Origin of the sequence: uncultured Brevundimonas sp., assembly GCF_963974615.1 — a bacterium.
GTDB lineage: Bacteria > Pseudomonadota > Alphaproteobacteria > Caulobacterales > Caulobacteraceae > Brevundimonas.
In genome coordinates this window covers 1-17,281 of sequence record NZ_CAXBDH010000021.1, presented here as the reverse complement: position 1 = coordinate 17,281, position 17,281 = coordinate 1, and the positions used below count along the sequence as shown (strand labels likewise).

At 64.6% G+C, this 17,281-nt stretch carries 16 protein-coding genes and 1 rRNA gene; 8 read left to right on the top strand and 9 right to left on the bottom strand.

The annotated features are described in order from the left end of the window. Window positions 1-90: 90 nt before the first annotated feature. Window positions 91-2,001: a 1-deoxy-D-xylulose-5-phosphate synthase gene (gene dxs / locus AAC050_RS13180; protein WP_339915550.1), complete on the top strand. Its 1,911-nt coding sequence runs from the start codon at window positions 91-93 to the stop codon at window positions 1,999-2,001. Between the two features lie 9 nt (window positions 2,002-2,010). Here dxs and arsB read toward each other — a convergent pair whose 3' ends face one another. From arsB to AAC050_RS13165, 3 genes are read right to left on the bottom strand one after another with little or no spacing between them, the layout of a single operon-like run. Next, window positions 2,011-3,084, bottom strand: coding sequence for an ACR3 family arsenite efflux transporter (gene arsB, locus AAC050_RS13175; RefSeq protein WP_339915549.1), 1,074 nt, complete (start codon window positions 3,082-3,084; stop codon window positions 2,011-2,013). Continuing rightward, window positions 3,081-3,506 (bottom strand): arsenate reductase (glutaredoxin), encoded by a 426-nt coding sequence (gene arsC, locus AAC050_RS13170; protein ID WP_339915548.1) that lies wholly within the window; start codon window positions 3,504-3,506, stop codon window positions 3,081-3,083. The genes arsB and arsC overlap by 4 nt, the downstream gene beginning before the upstream one ends. Window positions 3,507-3,513: 7 nt before the next feature. Next, the gene (locus AAC050_RS13165; RefSeq protein ID WP_339915547.1) at window positions 3,514-3,849 is read right to left on the bottom strand and encodes a metalloregulator ArsR/SmtB family transcription factor; all 336 of its coding nucleotides are present in this window, start codon (window positions 3,847-3,849) and stop codon (window positions 3,514-3,516) included. Window positions 3,850-3,967: 118 nt separating this feature from the next. Between AAC050_RS13165 and AAC050_RS13160 the strand changes: the two genes are divergently transcribed. Beyond that, on the top strand, window positions 3,968-4,420 hold the full coding sequence (locus AAC050_RS13160) for a hypothetical protein (RefSeq protein ID WP_339915546.1): 453 nt from the start codon (window positions 3,968-3,970) through the stop codon (window positions 4,418-4,420). 48 nt (window positions 4,421-4,468) lie between these two features. Beyond that, window positions 4,469-4,807 (top strand): GIY-YIG nuclease family protein, encoded by a 339-nt coding sequence (locus tag AAC050_RS13155; RefSeq protein ID WP_339915545.1) that lies wholly within the window; start codon window positions 4,469-4,471, stop codon window positions 4,805-4,807. An 800-nt stretch (window positions 4,808-5,607) separates the two neighbouring features. On the opposite strand, the gene AAC050_RS13150 is transcribed toward AAC050_RS13155, so the two are convergent. After that, window positions 5,608-6,387, bottom strand: coding sequence for a PhoH family protein (locus AAC050_RS13150; RefSeq protein WP_339915575.1), 780 nt, complete (start codon window positions 6,385-6,387; stop codon window positions 5,608-5,610). A gap of 292 nt (window positions 6,388-6,679) precedes the next feature. Between AAC050_RS13150 and AAC050_RS13145 the strand changes: the two genes are divergently transcribed. After that, window positions 6,680-7,207, top strand: coding sequence for a gamma carbonic anhydrase family protein (locus AAC050_RS13145; protein ID WP_339915544.1), 528 nt, complete (start codon window positions 6,680-6,682; stop codon window positions 7,205-7,207). Between the two features lie 28 nt (window positions 7,208-7,235). Here the strand turns inward: AAC050_RS13145 and AAC050_RS13140 are convergent, their stop codons facing one another. Further along, window positions 7,236-7,763: a PAS domain-containing protein gene (locus tag AAC050_RS13140; protein WP_339915543.1), complete on the bottom strand. Its 528-nt coding sequence runs from the start codon at window positions 7,761-7,763 to the stop codon at window positions 7,236-7,238. Between the two features lie 154 nt (window positions 7,764-7,917). Here AAC050_RS13140 and AAC050_RS13135 point away from each other — a divergent pair, with 154 nt between their 5' ends. After that, window positions 7,918-8,757 (top strand): hypothetical protein, encoded by an 840-nt coding sequence (locus tag AAC050_RS13135; RefSeq protein WP_339915542.1) that lies wholly within the window; start codon window positions 7,918-7,920, stop codon window positions 8,755-8,757. A 113-nt stretch (window positions 8,758-8,870) separates the two neighbouring features. Here the strand turns inward: AAC050_RS13135 and AAC050_RS13130 are convergent, their stop codons facing one another. The 4 genes from AAC050_RS13130 to hfaA all read right to left on the bottom strand — a co-directional run bounded on the left by AAC050_RS13130 (window position 8,871) and on the right by hfaA (window position 14,488). After that, complete coding sequence (locus AAC050_RS13130) at window positions 8,871-11,744, bottom strand: insulinase family protein (protein WP_339915541.1); 2,874 nt, start codon at window positions 11,742-11,744, stop codon at window positions 8,871-8,873. A gap of 143 nt (window positions 11,745-11,887) precedes the next feature. Further along, complete coding sequence (gene hfaD / locus AAC050_RS13125; protein WP_339915540.1) at window positions 11,888-13,132, bottom strand: holdfast anchor protein HfaD; 1,245 nt, start codon at window positions 13,130-13,132, stop codon at window positions 11,888-11,890. Beyond that, complete coding sequence (gene hfaB / locus AAC050_RS13120; RefSeq protein ID WP_339915539.1) at window positions 13,059-14,069, bottom strand: holdfast anchoring protein HfaB; 1,011 nt, start codon at window positions 14,067-14,069, stop codon at window positions 13,059-13,061. The genes hfaD and hfaB overlap by 74 nt, the downstream gene beginning before the upstream one ends. Further along, the gene (gene hfaA, locus AAC050_RS13115; RefSeq protein ID WP_339915538.1) at window positions 14,066-14,488 is read right to left on the bottom strand and encodes a holdfast anchoring protein HfaA; all 423 of its coding nucleotides are present in this window, start codon (window positions 14,486-14,488) and stop codon (window positions 14,066-14,068) included. The genes hfaB and hfaA overlap by 4 nt, the downstream gene beginning before the upstream one ends. 203 nt (window positions 14,489-14,691) lie before the next feature. Here hfaA and AAC050_RS13110 point away from each other — a divergent pair, with 203 nt between their 5' ends. The 3 genes from AAC050_RS13110 to AAC050_RS13100 all read left to right on the top strand — a co-directional run. Then, window positions 14,692-15,261, top strand: coding sequence for a rhomboid family intramembrane serine protease (locus AAC050_RS13110; RefSeq protein WP_339915537.1), 570 nt, complete (start codon window positions 14,692-14,694; stop codon window positions 15,259-15,261). 85 nt (window positions 15,262-15,346) lie between these two features. Next, window positions 15,347-15,775, top strand: a complete 429-nt coding sequence (locus AAC050_RS13105) for a CBS domain-containing protein (protein WP_339915536.1) — start codon at window positions 15,347-15,349, stop codon at window positions 15,773-15,775. Window positions 15,776-16,607: 832 nt separating this feature from the next. Further along, window positions 16,608-17,281, top strand: a 16S ribosomal RNA gene (locus AAC050_RS13100); the annotation flags it as partial.

Below are 17,281 nucleotides of genomic sequence, written 5' to 3'. Positions count from 1 at the left end.
TGGATTTTTCAACGAGAGTCGACCCGACCGGCAGCGAAATGCTCTAAAGCGGGTTTGTAGATAGTCTTCCCTGGGTCGCAAGGTCCCCGAATGCCCGATACGCCGCTTCTCGACACTGTCCATATCCCCGCCGACACGCGTAATTTCGACACGCACCAGCTGCGGCAATTGGCCGACGAGCTGCGGGTCGAGACCATCGACGCCGTCTCGGTCACCGGCGGCCATCTGGGGGCCGGTCTCGGCGTGGTCGAGCTGACCGTAGCCCTGCACCATGTGTTCGAGACGCCCAAGGACATCCTGATCTGGGACGTCGGCCACCAGTGCTATCCGCACAAGATCCTGACCGGCCGTCGCGACCGCATCCGCACCCTGCGCCAGCCGGGTGGCCTCAGCGGCTTCACCAAGCGCAGCGAGAGCGAATACGACCCGTTCGGCGCGGCCCACGCCTCGACCTCGATCAGCGCGGCCCTTGGCTTCTGCGCCGCCCGCGACCAGAAGGGCGACAGCAACAAGGTCGTGGCCGTGATTGGCGACGGCTCGATGTCGGCCGGCATGGCCTATGAGGCGATGAACAACGCCGCCGAGACCACCAAACAGCTGGTCGTCATCCTCAACGACAACGACATGTCGATTGCGCCGCCGGTCGGCGGCATGAGCGCCTATCTGGCCAAGCAGGTCTCGGGCGGGGCCTATCGAAATTTCCGCCGCTTCGGCAAGTCGGTGGCCGAACACATGCCGCGCCCGTTCCGCAACGCCGCGCGCAAGGCCGAGGAATACGCCCGTGGCATGATCACCGGCGGCACCTTCTTCGAGGAGCTGGGCTTCTATTACATCGGCCCGATCGACGGCCATGACCTCGCCAATCTGGTGCCGATCCTCAAGAACGCCGCCGCCATCGACGACCGGCCGGTGCTGGTCCACGTCGTGACGCAAAAGGGCAAGGGCTATGCTCCGGCCGAGTCCAGCGCCGACAAGCTGCATGCGGTGGCCAAATTCGATGTGGTCTCGGGCAAACAGTCCAAGGCCGTCTCCAACGCGCCCAGCTACACCAAGGTGTTCGGCACCGAGCTGATCAAGCGGGCCGAACGCGACCCGTCGATCGTGGCCATCACCGCCGCCATGCCCTCGGGCACCGGTCTGGACCTGTTCGGTCAGGCCTTCCCCGACCGCACCTATGACGTCGGCATCGCCGAACAGCATGCGGTGACCTTTGCCGCCGGCCTGGCCGCTGACGGCATGAAGCCGGTCTGCGCCATCTATTCGACCTTCCTGCAGCGCGGCTACGATCAGGTCGTCCACGATGTCGCCATCCAGAAGCTGCCGGTCCGTTTCGCCATGGACCGCGCCGGTCTGGTCGGGGCCGACGGGGCCACCCATGCCGGGTCGTTCGACATCGGCTTCATGGGGGCCCTGCCCGGCATGGTGCTGATGGCCGCCGCCGACGAGGCGGAACTGGCCGCGATGATCGCCACCAGCCTCGAGATCGATGACCGGCCCAGCGCCTTCCGCTATCCGCGCGGCGAGGGTGTCGGGGTCGAGATTCCCGAGCTGGCCGCCCCGCTGGAGATCGGCAAGGGCCGTATCATCCGTGAGGGCACGGCCGTGGCCATCCTGTCGCTGGGTACCCGGCTCGAGGAATCGCTCAAGGCCGCCGACCTGCTGGCCGCGCGTGGGGTCTCGGTCACCGTGGCCGACGCCCGCTTCGCCAAACCGCTGGACGCCGATCTGATCCTGCGTCTGGCCCGCGAGCACGAAGCCCTGATCACGGTGGAGGAGGGGGCCATGGGCGGCTTCGGGGCCTTCGTGCTTCAGCTGCTGGCCGAAAAGGGCGCGCTCGACGCCGGGCTCAAGATCCGCACCCTGTGCCTGCCCGACGTCTTCCAGGACCAGGACAGTCCGGCGGCCATGTATGCGACCGCGGGCCTCAACGCCCGGCAGATCGCCACCACCGCCCTGACCACCCTCGGCATCGACGCTGCCCTCGGTGCCGTCCGGGCCTGAGGCGAGGGCTTATTTCGGGTCGACGGCAGGAGCCGTGGCCGGGAAGAACCGGCGACCCAGCCACAGGGCCACCGACACCAGCAGGATCAGCACCGGTACCTCGACCAGCGGCCCGATGACGGCGGCGAAGGCGACCGGTGAGGCCAGGCCGAAGGCCGATATGGCTACGGCGATGGCCAGTTCGAAATTGTTCGAGGCGGCGGTAAAGGCCAGGGCGGTGGTGCGCGGATAGTCGGTCGCGATCAACCGCCCCATCAAAAAGCTGACCACGAACATGACGAAGAAATAGATCGTCAGCGGAATGGCGATTCGCAGGGCGTCCAGCGGCAGGGCCACCACCTCACCGCCCTTGAGGCTGAACATGGCGACGATCGTGAACAGCAGGGCGATCAGGGTGATGGGCCCGATACGCGGCAGGAACCGGGTTTCGTACCAGTCGGCCCCCCTGCGGGCGATCAGCACGCGCCGGGTCACGAAACCGGCCAGGAACGGCAGCCCCAGATAGACCAGCACGGCCCCCGCGATCGTCCACACGCTGACGTCCACCACACTGGCCTGCAGGCCGAACACCGGCGGCAGGACGGTCAGGAAGAACCAGGCGTACAGGCTGAAGAACAGGATCTGGAAGATCGAGTTGAAGGCCACCAGACCGGCGACATACTCATTGTCACCCCGGGCCAGCTGGTTCCACACCAGCACCATGGCGATACACCGCGCCAGCCCGATCAGGATGACGCCGGTCATATATTCCGGCTGGTCGCGCAGGAAGATCACCGCCAGGGCGAACATCAGCACCGGACCCAGCACCCAGTTCTGGAACAGGGACAGGGCCAGCACGCGCCTGTCGGCGAAGACGCGGGGCAGGGCCTCGTATTTCACCTTTGCCAGCGGCGGATACATCATCAGGATCAGGCCAATGGCGATGGGGATGTTGGTCGAGCCGACCGACAGGCTGTCGATCCAGCCGGCCAGGCTGGGCACCAGCGTGCCGAGGGTGACGCCCAGGGCCATGGCGAGGAAGATCCACAGCGTCAGCCCGCGGTCGAGGAAGGAGAGTCGCCGTGGCGTCGACCCGGCGGTCATCGCGTCACCCGCTTGCCGTCGGCGTCGATAACGACCTCACCGTCCTCCTTGGCGAAGGGTCTCAGCGGACCTTCCGGCAGAAGGTCCAGCACCACCTCGCATGGCCGGCACAGACGAACACCGCTCGGTGCGACCACGATCGGCCGGTTCAGCAGCACCGGATGGGCGGCGATGGCGTCCAGCAGGGCGTCGTCGGTCATGGCGGGATCTTCCAGCCCCAGTTCCGCGTGGGGCGTGCCCTTTTCGCGCAGAAGATCCCCGATCGTCAGCCCCATGCGCGCGGCCAGCTGTTTCACGAGGGTCCGGCTCGGTGGCGTCGTCAGATACTCGATGACGTGCGGCTCGATCCCGGCATGTCGGATCAAGGCCAGGGTGTTGCGTGAGGTTCCGCAGGCGGGATTGTGATAGATGACAATGTCCATGACTCTCTCAGGGGCAGTCGGGCAGGAGGTCGGCCAGCGCCGGCGCGCATCGCTTCGCCTCGCCGCCACAGCAGTCGGCCAGCAGGAACAGCACCAACGCCCGCACCTGTTCGATATTGGCTCGGTAGAGAATCGAGCGGCTGCGCCGTTCGGAGGTGACCAGACCGGCCCGGGACAACACATTCAGATGGGCCGACAGCGTATTGGCCGGCACGCCGAGTCTGTCCGCCAGCTCTCCGGCGGCCATACCCCCGGGGCCGTGCTCGACCAACCGCTTGAAGGCATTCAGACGCGTGGGTTGGGCTAGGGCCGCGAAGGCCGGGATTGCCAGTAATGATTCCATATTTCCACGATAACGGAATAAAAAGAGTCGTCAATCCACCGTCCGCACCTGATTTCAGTCTCAAGGCAACCTGTTCGCCCGCCACCCCGTTGTCATCTGACAGGGTGGAATGGAGACCATGATGAAATATCAACTGATCGCCGGCGTGGCCGGACTGAGCCTCGCCCTGTCCGGAGCCGCCATGGCCCAGGACGCCGGGGCCCAGGTCGCCGGACCCCCGGACGCCGTGGCCGAGGGACCCGCCCCCATCATCCGCGCCGCGGATTCGGCCCTGACCTGCAGGCAGATGTCCGAAGAAGCGGCCCAACTCAGCCAGACCATGGGCGGTGAACCCGACGGCGGACTGTTCGGTACCCTCGGTGGCGTCGCCCGGTCCGGGGCGGCGCTGCTGATCCCCGGTGCCGGTCTGGTCATGGCCGGAGCCGACGTCCTGACCAAACCCGACCGCGACCGCCGCGAGGCCGAGACCTTGGCGACCCGGAACCGCTGGTACTATCTCAACGGCCTCTACGCCGGCCGCCGCTGCAACGAACAGGCCGACGCCGCCCAAGCCGCCGCCGCGAACCACTGAGCGACAAGGGGGCTGGATAACAGCTCTGAGTTGTGTTGATGTACGCTCATGGGGACGCATCGGCTCTTCATTGCCACCTACATCCTGGCCAGCGGTCGCAACGGCACCCTGTACACCGGGGCCACGGCCGATCTGGGTACGCGGGTCTGGCAGCATCGCACCGGAGTGTTCGCGGGCTTCACCAAACGCCACGGCTGCACCCGTCTGGTCTGGTTCGAGCGCCACGCCTGGGTGGTCGAGGCCATCGCCCGTGAGAAGCGTATCAAACACTGGCTTCGGGACTGGAAACTGGCCCTGATCGAGGCCGACAACCCCGACTGGATGGACCTCGCCGCCGACTGGTATCCGGTTGATGATCCGCGCTGGACGACCTCCGACCCTCTCTAAATTGTCGTCATCCTCCGGCAAGCCGCTTGCGGCGCAGACCGGAGGACCCAGCGGCACGCGAGCGTAGCGAGTGTGACACCCTCCCACCGTGCCAGACCCTTTTGCGCTGTCGCGCGCCGCCTTCTTCAAGCGCCCCAAAAGCTGTCGTCATTCTGCGGCGCTCGCAGAGCGACCGGAGAACCCAGCGGCGCGGTCGCGTCAGCGATCGCGAAATCTGTCCACCGCATCGTGCCTGAACAGATCGCGCTATCGCGCGCCGCTGGGTCCTCCGGTCTCGGCTGCGCCTCGCCGTAGGATGACGACAGCGGGGGGGAGGTGTTTGCGAACAATCCCCCTATCGAGGCTCCCCAATCCCTTGCCCCGCAACGCCTTGCCCGTTTCTCCACTCAATCTTCCCGCCTCCCTCCAGCCCCGTGCCATCCTCCGTCCGTCCCGTCGCAAGGAAGGGCCGCCTGGCCTGCGACCTGGCGTGCGGCGGGAGTGGAGAAGCGGGGTCAGGGGTGCGGGGGATACGCATCCGGTCCGGGGATTCTGTCGCAAGCAGGACCCGCCCGTCAGGGGCGCTGCGGTAAGGCGCTAAATACCGCCACCGGACGCAAGCTCCTGAAAACTCGCCACGCGGAGCGTCAGCCTTCGTCGAAACGGTATTGTTCAAGTTCAACCGGGCGAAGGCCCGGCGCTCTGCCCGCCCTTCCATTCCCGCCGCCGGACCGGCTGCGGCTGATGACCCATGTCTGATCCGGGGCGGGGGCCTTTCCCCCGGACCCTGCGGATCCGGAGGAAAGGATGTTCGTGACCGGCTACAGAACCCCGATCATGCTGGCGACCAGCGGATGACGGACGATGTCGCGTTCGGCCAGCCGCACCACGGCGATGTCGGGCAGGGGGGCCAGACGGTCGGCGATGTCGGTCAGGCCCGAGATCCCCGGCAGCAGGTCGGACTGCTGCGGGTCGCCGGTGACCACCATGGTCGAATGCCAGCCCAGCCGGGTCAGCAGCATCTTCAGCTGCATATAGGTGCAGTTCTGGGCCTCATCGACGACGATGAAGGCGTTGTTCAGCGTGCGGCCGCGCATGAAGCCGATCGGGGCGATCTCGATCAGACCCTCGGTCATCAGCTGTTTGACCCGCTTCATGCTCAGCCGGTCGGACAGGGCGTCGTAGAGGGGCCGCAGATAGGGGGCCAGCTTGTCCTCCATGTCGCCGGGCAGGAAGCCGATCGATTCGCCGGCCTCGATGGCGGGACGCGACAGGACGATTCGCCCGATGGTTCCGGCCTCCAGGGCCTCGACGGCCTTGGCTACGGCCAGATAGGTCTTGCCCGTGCCTGCCGGCCCCAGGGCCAGCACCAGATTGTGCGCGTCGATCGCGGTCATCAGCTCGGTCTGGCCCTCGGACTTGGGCTTCAACGTTTTCAGATAGGCCTGGTCCCGATCGTCATTGGAGGGGCGCGGCGACCAGCCGGCGTGGTCGGGAAGCCTTCGAACCCTGGCGTCCTCCTGGAATTGGCGGGAATCCAGAACACCTTCACGGTTGGACTGACGTCGCATAGCGGCACGTTTGGTCACAGGCGCCTCCAGGGCATGAAAAAAGGCGATGCCGCAAAAGCATCGCCTCGAACAAACAGGGATTCAAACAGGACAGAGGATGCAATGCAGCCGTCCGGATCGGAGGAAGGAGCTTCTTCCAGCGGGCATGCCCGCCGTCGACCGGAACGCGTCACGCGCGTCCTCCTGGGCTTGACCGGACCGGGCTTGATCCGGCTTCAGATTCGGGGCCGAAATGGCGACCTCGAATCGCATCTACACCCTGATGCTAACGTGGTTTACGAAGGCTTAAACCCCCAATCGTTTCAGATAAGGCTATGTTTTGATGACAGTCTATGCGTTGGCGGACAAGACACCGCAGCTCCCCCCGCAGGGTGAATACTGGGTCGCGCCCAATGCGACCGTTATAGGAGACGTGATTCTCAAGCCCGGTGCCAGTGTCTGGTTCGGCGCTATTGTGCGGGGTGACAACGACCCCATCACCATCGGTCGCGATACCAATATCCAGGACGGCAGTGTTCTGCACTCCGATCCCGGCGAGCCCCTGACCATCGGCGACGGGGTCACCGTCGGCCATATGGTCATGCTGCACAGCTGTGAAATCGGCGACAACACCCTGATCGGCATCGGGGCGGTCGTGCTCGGGCGGGCGAAGATCGGCAAAAACTGTCTGATCGGAGCCAACACCCTGATCACCGAGGGCAAGGTGATTCCCGACAACTCGCTGGTGATGGGCCAGCCGGGCAAGGTGGTGCGGCAGCTGGAGCCGGGTCAGATCGAGGCCCTGAAGGCGTCCGCGGCCCACTATGTCCAGAATTGGCGGCGCTATGTCCGCGACCTGAAACCGGTTTAGGAGAAAAACCCGAGCCTTTTCCGACCCGCTAGGCGATCCGGCGGCCGTCCACGGCGGCCAGACTCAAGGGGGCCCGACGCACCTCGCCGACCCCGACGGCGACCCGTGCCTTCAGGCTCTCGACCTCGACCAACTCGCGCCCTTCAGCGGTGGCGGGGACATACAGACCCAGCAGCCGGTCCGGCACGCCGTCCGGCCCGCGCAGGGGGGCCAGAACGATCTCCAGCGGGGCCTCGACGTCTCCGGCCTCGGCGACGATGATGACCGGACGTGCCTCGCGGAAGGTCCGGGCGATACTTTCGGCCACCAGGGCGCGGCTGTCGGCGTTCCACAGCGGCAGCCAGCCCGTATTTCCGAGCGGCCGGCCGTGAAAGCGTTCGATCCAGCCGCCGGCCAGACGGAAAACGGCATCGCCCTCGTGTCGGGCGGCCATGAAGGTGCGGGGCAGCAGCAGTCCCAGCCGGGTCGGATCAAACGCCGCCCGTGCGGGAATCGCGGTCCCCTCCGCCAGAAGGGTCCAGTGGTCGATCAGGGTCTGGGTGTCAGAATGGAACATGGCTCCGGCCTCCGACTCTCCCGCCGCAAGGATGGGGCCGTTGCGCGATTTGGCCGGTGGCAACGGAAACGAAAGGCTTTGCGGGTGTGATGGGGGCAGGATCGGCCCGTTTCTTGCTTGGCCGGCGTATCTAAGACGATCGGGAGTCCAGCCCATGCGGGTGCGGATCAAGACCTGGCTACCCCCCCTTCTGGGCGCGTTCGCCCTGATGGCGTTCGCCGACAGTGCGGCTGCCCAGTGCTGCGCGCCGCCGCCGCCGCCGTGCTGTCAGCCACCGCCGCCACCACCGCCACCGCCGCCGTGCTGCGAGTTGCCGCCGCCGCCGCCCTGCTGTGGCGGGGGCGGAAACGTCAATGTGAACGTCAATGTCAACGCCAATGCCAGTGCCAGTGCCCGTGCCCGGTCCGGCTCCAACGTCTACGTCCAGGGCGGGGGCGGGGCCTATGTCACCGTCGACCAGCCCTATCCGACGACGATTTCCGGCCTGACCGTCGAGGGCGGGCAGGCGGCCCAGGTCATCCGCGTGCCCTTCACCGCGACGCGTCGCTTCCAGAAGCGTGTGGTCATTCAGGCTGTCTGCATCGACGACCGCAGCGTGCCGCACCCGGCCTCTCAGGTTCGCCCTGACCGCGACGTCTATGAAGACTATGACGGCGAACTCTACCGCTGCCTCGCCGGGACCTGGCTGCAGATCACCATTGCCGAATATGAGGGCGAGGTTCGCTTCGACCACGGCGAGACCATGAGCTGCCGCAAGCACGAGGCCCTGTGGCACGGCCGCGGCGGCAATATCGAATGTCGTCCGGAAAAGCCCGAGCGCGACTGCAATGAACGTTCGCTGCTGCGCCGCTACGGCGCGGGGGTGAAGATCCTGACCATATTCCGCGAGGAAACCTACACTGAATACCGCGAGGAGGTGGTCCAGACCTCCGGCCTCGCCGTGTCCGGTGCCAGCATCACTCTCGACGGTGGCGTCGGCGGCCGGGTGTTCTGAACCGGCTGTTCAGCCCGGGGTCATCCGCGATCCCGCATCATATGACCGTCGATCTCCATCGACGAACCTGACACGTAACTGGCCCCGATCCGCAAGGACCGGGGCCTTTTTCGTCACTGCCCGGCCGGCGTCGCTGCGGATTCCGCCGTGATCTGAGCGCGCCAGGCCCGGTCGGACTTCAGGTAGGCTTGCGCCGCACGCTGTACATCGGCCGGCGTGAACGCTTCGATATCGGTGACAGCAGTGCGGATCTGCTCAGCATTTTCAGGCGCGTCATGGAGCCCCTGGAGCTGCCGCAGCCAGTAACCGTTGCCGGCTTGGCTGCGGCGTAGAGCCTCGATCGCCGGGCGACGCGCCCGGTTCAGTTCGTCCTCGGTGACGAGCGTGTTCCGCAGGCTGGCCGCGATCGTGTCGATGGCTTCGAAATACTGGCCGAGAGACTCGGGTGACACCTGCCCCAGGGTCAGCAGGAAGCCGTAGTCCCGGTACACCGTTGAGGATGATGCCTGCGATGATGGCGAGTAGACGATGCCCAGGCGTTCGCGAAGTTCGGCGTTGAGACGAAGCTGGACCACATCATTCAGGGTTGAGACCAGCCGCGATTCGGTGCGGTCGTTCACCGCATCGACGGTCGGCCATAGAACCATGCCGATGGCCTGATCCGCGGGGCCGGTGTGGGTCAGGTTGATCGGCCGGCTCGTCGGTGCCGGCAGGGACACCTCATCGCTGCCGACAGGCTTCGGGACTGCTGCCGGTCGGGCAGGAAGGGCCCCGAAGGTGGCTGAGACGGCCGCGATCGCGTCATCAACGGTCACATCGCCGACCATGACGATCTCGATCGGCCCGTCCGCCGTGGCAGCGGCCAGTTGGCTGCGAACATCCTCGATAGTCCAGCCCGCGACCTCTACGACAGCCGGGTTGGCGAAGCGTTTGTCGCCACTGGCCAGCAGGCTGCCGATCTCCTGGCCCAGCACGCCGCCCGGGCTGGACCGACTCCGCTCCACAAGGGTCGGGTACTGGCTCTTGTACTGCTCCAGCGGGGCCGGGCGCAGACCGGGGTCGGTGACATAGGCGGCCAGCAGCTGCATCTCCAGCAGCAGGTCGGACGGCCGGGTGGCACCGGACAGCTGATAGGAGTCCTCGTCGATCGCGAAATTCGCCGAATAGACCTTGCCGGCCAGCGCTTGCTCCAGCTGGTCTTCGGTCAGCTTGCCCAGACCGCCGGCGGTGAGGACGTCGTTCGCGGCGCGGATGGCTCCGGCCCGGTCGCGGGGCAGGCTCAGCAGACCTTGTCCCAAGCGTACGCTGACCAGAATCTGTTCGTCGCGGAAGGTCGTGGGCTTGACAGTCAGCCGGGCACCGTTCGTGAAGGTCACCAGAGTGGCACCGAGATCGGTGATCTCGGACCGTTCGGCGGGCGTGCCCGGCGCGCCGAAGGTGTCATACGGCCAGGCGATCGCGGCCGCCGCCTCGCGGGCCGTTACCGGCACTTCGCGCGAGGCGTTGAGTGCGGCTGTGACCGCCTCCGCGTCGCCATCGACCTCGACCGGTGAGGTGAACAGCACCAGCGGGCCGCCGCCCTGGAAGGCGGTGCGGATCGCAGCATTGACCTCGTCCACGCCGAGGTCGGCGACCGCCGCATTGAACAGCGTCAGGTTGGTCGCAGGCGTGGAAAAGACGGTGTCGCCGTTTACAGAGCCCTGCAGGGCTCCCGCGAGGGCAGGGGTTACCCGGGTGGCCGCGGCGTTGACCGCATTCTCCAGACCGGTCCGGTATTCGGTGATCTCGCGCTGCAGTTCGGCCTCGGTTATGCCGAACTGGATCAGACGGCGCTGTTCCTGCTCGGTACGCTCCAGGGCGGGCTTCCAGCCGCCGGGGTTGAAGGCCACCAGCAGGACGGTCCGGTCCAGGCTTTGCACCAGGCTGGCATAAACTGCGGCAGCCCCAAGGAACGGCGGATTGTCGCCCCGCGCGATCTCCGCCATGCGGCGGTTCAGAGCGGCCAGGCCGAGGCCCCGCAGGGTCTGTTCCCGGCGTTCGGCGACTGTGTCGGGATCGACGTCGGGTGCCTTGATCCAGTTCAGCTGGATCAGCGACTGGGTGCCGGGTTCGACGAGGATCGAGGTTTCCGGTTGGCGCGGTGCGACTGTGCCCTGGTCGGGCTCGGGACCATCCGCTGCCTTCGGCGTCCAGCTCTCGAAGGCGCTGCGAATCTTGGCTTCCATCGCGTCGACGTCGAAATCACCCACGGCGATCATCGTCGCACGGGAAGGCCGGTAGTAGGCGTTGTAGAAATCGACGAAGCGCTCGCGTGGCGCATTGCGAATGATCTCGAGATCGCCGATCGGAAAGCGATTGGAAATCCGTTGGCCGGGGGCCAGCAGAGCCAGTTGGGCCTTCTGGGCCCGCAGTTGCGGCGTGTTCCGGGTGCGCTCCTCGCCGACGATGACGCCGCGCTCGGCGTCGATTGCTGCCGGGGCCATCAGAGCCTCGGACACCTGCTCGCGCATGATCCGCAGGCTGGCGTCGACGGTCTCGTCCCGGGTGTTGGGCAGTTCGAGCCGGTAGAAGGTTTCGTCGAAGCCGGTGCCGGCGTTGGTGTCGGCCCCAAAGGCCAGGCCCAGACGCTCGAGGATCTGCAGCAGGTCGTTCTCGGGGATATTGGTCGTGCCGTTGAAGGCCATATGTTCCATGAAGTGGGCCAGGCCGAGCTGGTCGTCGTTCTCGAACAGCGAGCCGGCGTCGATGCGCAGGCGCAGGCTGGCCTGACCCGGCGGCGTGGCATTGTGCAGGATCGCATACCGCATGCCGTTGGGCAGAACCCCGAAACGGACATTGGAATCGACCGGGATATCACTGGCCGACTGGGCCCAGGGATCTGACGGCTGAACCTGTGTCTGGGCCAGAACTGCCGCGGGCAGCACCGCGACCGAGAGCACCAGGGTGCTGGACGCCGCAAGGAGAAGCAGTCGGCGGGTAAATCGCATGAAAGGCTCCGGGAAGGGGTGTGCGCCTTCACGAGGAATCACACACGACAGAACTGGAACCAATATCCTTAGGGGGCTTCCCTGGGCACGTCACCCATGGGTTGAAACTGGAGGTGGAAAATCGCACCCTCGAGTGCCTTGTCTTAGGGGCCGGGCACCGAGACATAGAAGGTCGCGGCATTGCCGATCGCATTGGCCCCGGTGATGACGGCGCGACCCGAGCCGGCGACTGTCGTATTGACCGTGGCGGTCACCGAGCCGTCATTGGTCTGGAAATTGGTGGCATTGATGAAGCCCTGACATTCGGAACAGGCGTAGCCGGTCACGGAATTCCCGACGGCGTCCGCGCCGACATAGACGTCGTATCCGTTGGTTCCCGAAAAGGTTGCGGCGACATCGACGCCGCCGGAGTTGAACTGGCTGTTGTCGATCTCGACATAGACGTCGTTGTTGCCGACCGAGACTTCATTGCCGGCACCACGTGCACTGGCCCGGGCCGCGCCGAAATCGTAGGCCGTGGCGATCGCGGTGGCGCGAACCTCGGCGCTGTTGGCCTGATCGGTTTCGGCGATCAGCGCTCCACCCTGATTGTAGAAATTGGCCTGGTTACCACTGGCGCGGGCTCGGGCGGCCAGATCCCAGGCGTTCCCGGCGTTGGCGCTGGTTCCGGCCTCGATCAAATCACCTGTAGAGCGCTGGCGGGCGTAGAAGCTCTGGTTGGAGGCGGTATCGCTGTTGACGGCGACGGTATTGGCAATGGCCTCACTGCCGAAGCTGGCCGGGGCCGGGATGTACTGGGTCGCGGCGAAATTCGAAGACCGGATGGTCGCCGCAGAGTCCTGGCTGATGTTGCCGCTGACCGTCGCATATTCACCGGCTAAAGCGACGGTATTGCCAATGGCCGAGGTTTCTACGGCCGCTCCTGCCAGCAGTCGGGCCGACGCGTTGGTAATGGTCGAGTTGGCGGCGACCTCCCCGCCGGTGACCAGTTGGCTAGCGTCGACACGCAGGTCGGCATTGGTGGCGCTTCCCGCCAGATAATTGCCTCCGGCCTGGGTGGTGGCGGACAGATAGCCAGCAGTGTCGCCGTCCAGGGTCATGTCGGTGGTCGCTACGGCATCACCCTGCATGTCCTGGGTCGAATCAATGGTGATGGAGGCGTTGGCGACCGATCCCGAGAAGCTGTTGCCCTGGGCCGAGGTGGACACGGTGACCTGATCGTCAGCGTCGACGACATTCAGCGTCTGGCCCGCGACGACGTCGCCCAGCTGGATCTGGTTGTTGAGGACGACCGTGCCGTCCTGCGCGGCAGCTTCAGTAGCGGCTGCGGCGCACAGCACCGTCGCGGCGATCGTGCCAGCGAGACGGATCCGAGCGAGTCTGGCCATTGTTGGTGTCCGTATTGGGATAGGCGGGATAGTAGCCGCCGGTCGGGCCGACGGTGCCGCCGAGGGGGTCGTTTGAGGCGTTGAGACAGATTTCCGGGCCCGGCGCGCCGTAGAGATTGGCCATGAATTCCACAGTGGCGCGCTCAACCAGAGCCCTCACGGCCAGCTGCACCGGCTCGAAGCCACCCTCACCGGCGGAAATATCGAAGACATTGCCATTCAGGAAGTCGAAGACCCCGGCGGAAATCTCACGGCCGATGATCTGCTTTTGATAGGAGACGACATCCACCACCTCGAGCGTCGTCGTCTGTACGAGGCGCAGGTCGATGGCGATATTCATGACAAAGGTCTTGCCCGTGAAGGAAACGGACAACGGAGTGTTGGACGAGGCTTGGCCGCCCGCGGCGTCGAAGCCGCCGGAGCGGATATTGTAGTTCACCTCGGTGATACCGCCGACGACATAGAAGTCGGATCCCGGAACCTGGCCGGCCAGGATGCGCCGGTATTGCTGGTCTTCGGTCCCGCCTGCACCGTCATCGCCGATCAGGCGGTTATTGGCGTAGCGTAGCTCCAGCTCCGAAACGGAAGTGTCATAGCGCTCAACGATGCGGGCCCCGGCCTTGGCCAGCGCCGAGACGGCCATCAGAGAGGCTCCGCCGGTGACCTGGCGGCCCCCGTCGGCCGACACCGTGCCGGTATAGTCGCTGATCCGGCCGACAGCCATGCGGGGCGATGGCAGATTATAGCGCCGGGCATAGTCGGCCATGCAGTAAAGGGCGGTGGAATAGGGGGTCGGGTTGGCGGTGACCGGCGCATTGCCGATCGGTGTGGCATAGAGCCCGGCCGGATTCGCCGTCGCCGAGATACAGCCCGACAGCAGCGCCGTTACGGCGCAAGCGGTGACTGCGGTCCTAAATCGACGCAAGCGATGGGTCATGGAAACCTCAGTGTACCGTTCAGCACCGTGCCTGCGGTCACGGTCCCTGTGTTGATCTGGCGGGAATTGACGATGACGGTGTTGTGATTGCCCTGAACGACGACGTTGAGGCTGTTACCGATCGCCGTTGAGCCGCCGATCGTGCCCGATCCGCCGATGCCGCTGAAGCTGGAGGCGGCTCCGCCTGAGGCACTGGAATAGGCACTGGCCCCGTTCTGGATGATGCCGTTGACGATCAGGCGATTGTTGTTGGTGTCTCGCGTCGACCCGGTTTGTGGTCTCGCGGTCGTGTAGCGGGCCCCGCCGTAACCAGCCTGATAGGCCGCCGTACCCGACGGTCCTGTGGACTGGGCCGCGGCGACGCCGGGAAAGGCGACGGCAACGGCAACCATGGCGATCTTCATCCGAAAGAATGACATTACGGCGCTCCGTGCGCGAACTGGGTTTGCGGATCGGTATGCAACCCGCGTGCCAAAATGGGATAGGGTTATTAAGAAGCACTTGAGATTGTGCTGGGGGCTGCGCATTTGGGGGAATGCAGCTGCCGCATGGCCGATTCGACGGCCCTCCCCGCGAAAAGATCTTCAACGCGCCGCTAACGGCGGTGCTGCTTGTTCTTTCGATGCCGGTCCTGTTCCTGGTGCAGCAGCGACTACCGGATGGCGGTCTCGCCTATGCCTTCCGGGCATCGTCTCTGGTTTACGGCGACTGGTGGCCAGGGGTGCTGACTGCCATGCTACTGCACGGGGGCTGGGGGCACGTCGTGGCCAATGCCGTCAGCGCCCTTGCCTTCGGCCCTCCGGTCGCCCGCCTGTTCCCCGGCTTTCGAGGGGCAGCGCTCTTTATTCTCTTCTATACCCTGTGCGGTGTCGTGGCCCTGATCGGCTATTCCCTGTTCCATCTGGGCAGCGATGATCTGATTGTGGGAGCTTCTGGTGCCGTATTCGGCCTGCTTGGGGCGGCGTTGCGGCTGTTGGGCCGAAAGGACGGCAGTCTGCGACCACTGAGCGACGGCCGTGTTCTTGCGGGCGCTGTTGTGATCATGCTGATCAACGCCGCCACCGGTCTCATTGGATTCGCCCCCGGTGTGGAAGGTGCACGAATCGCCTGGGAGGCCCATGCGGCCGGGTTCCTGTTCGGACTTGTGGCCATCGGTCCGGTCGCACATTTTTTTGGCAGACGACCGACGTGATTTGCTTCCCGCGCTGACCTGCGCGATCCTGATCAGGAAGCGGCCTGCCGCGGCCGTCCCTATATAGAGAGTAAGGAGCCGCCCGATGCTGGTTACCGAGATCCTCAAGGACAAGGGGAGTGCGGTCTTCTCGATCGCCCCCGACCTGACCCTCGCCAAGGCCTGTGCCGAGCTGGAGTTCAGACGTGTCGGGGCCCTGATCGTATGTGACGGTGGGCAGGTCGTTGGTGTCCTGTCGGAACGGGACGTGGTGCGGGCGGTGGCGCGTGATGGTCAGGCCTGCCTGACGCGGACCGTGGCCGACTATATGACGCGGGACGTGGTCTTCGCGGAGCCGGCCGAGACGGTGGCGGTCCTGATGGAGCGGATGACAGATCGTCGTATCCGCCACCTTCCGATCCTTAAGGATGGCCGACTGAGTGGTGTCATCTCGATCGGCGACGTCGTCAAATGCCAGATTGCCGAGGCGACCAACGAGGCTGAAAGCCTTCGTACCTATATTGCGGCGGGCTAGCTGGTGGGGTGCTGGGCGGGCGACCTGCAGCCCCCGCTCGGTGAACCGGACTCGGTGAGAAACCCGGCCGGAATCGAAAAAGACGCTTGCAGACAAAAGGCCTCGTCCGTATATCGCCACCTCGCTCGGAGACGGGCTGGCCGCCGGGGCCGGGAAGGCAAAGGTCTTCCAGGTCCCACAGGAAAGAGAAGTTAAAATCTTCTTGCTTCTGCAGACGCTTCCAACTAGTCTCCGCGCTCCAATCGAATCGTCGGAAACGATCTAGAGGGTCGCCTCGCTGCTTCCCTCCGACGGTTTTGCGTGGATTTTGAAGTTTCGGCTTCGGGATTTGCGGAATGGCTGAAAGGCCCGGTTGACACGGAGGTCGGCCTTCTTTAGGAAGCTGCCTCCGCCGCCCTCCGGGGCGGTTTTGCTGAGAGAGGTTCTTCTTTAAAAAGAACTGCTTGACGCGGAAAACGGAGGCGACTACATCGCCGCCTCCGCCGCCTTTCGGGGCGGCCGGTAAGGGGGGTTCTTCGAAAGAACTTCTTGACACCAAATACCGAGGCGACTATATCGCCGCCTCCGCCGTCACCCGGCGCTAAATGGTGGGGTCGGAAACTTCCGGCTCTGGTCTTTGAAATCGTTGATTTGGAAAGAGAAACGCAGGCGGCGGTGTCCTAGCGATGACCCTTCGGGGTTATTACGACGATACTGACACTCTGCGGTCTTTTTGAAAAGATACAACCATGTCGCTGGTTCTTACGGATCAGCGAAGTGGTTCTCGTCAAAAATACGTAGAACTAATGCCAACCGGCCTTCGGGTCGGTCTGCTTTAGTCAGATAGTCAACTCAACCTGAGAGTTTGATCCTGGCTCAGAGCGAACGCTGGCGGCAGGCCTAACACATGCAAGTCGAACGGATCCTTCGGGATTAGTGGCGGACGGGTGAGTAACACGTGGGAACGTGCCTTTTGGTTCGGAATAGCTCCTGGAAACGGGTGGTAATGCCGAATGTGCCCTTCGGGGGAAAGATTTATCGCCATTAGAGCGGCCCGCGTCTGATTAGCTAGTTGGTGAGGTAAAGGCTCACCAAGGCTACGATCAGTAGCTGGTCTGAGAGGATGACCAGCCACATTGGGACTGAGACACGGCCCAAACTCCTACGGGAGGCAGCAGTGGGGAATATTGGACAATGGGCGCAAGCCTGATCCAGCCATGCCGCGTGAGTGATGAAGGCCCTAGGGTTGTAAAGCTCTTTCAACGGTGAAGATAATGACGGTACCCGTAGAAGAAGCCCCGGCTAACTTCGTGCCAGCAGCCGCGGTAATACGAAGGGGGCTAGCGTTGTTCGGAATTACTGGGCGTAAAGCGCACGTAGGCGGATATTTAAGTCAGGGGTGAAATCCCAGAGCTCAACTCTGGAACTGCCTTTGATACTGGGTGTCTTGAGTGTGAGAGAGGTATGTGGAACTCCGAGTGTAGAGGTGAAATTCGTAGATATTCGGAAGAACACCAGTGGCGAAGG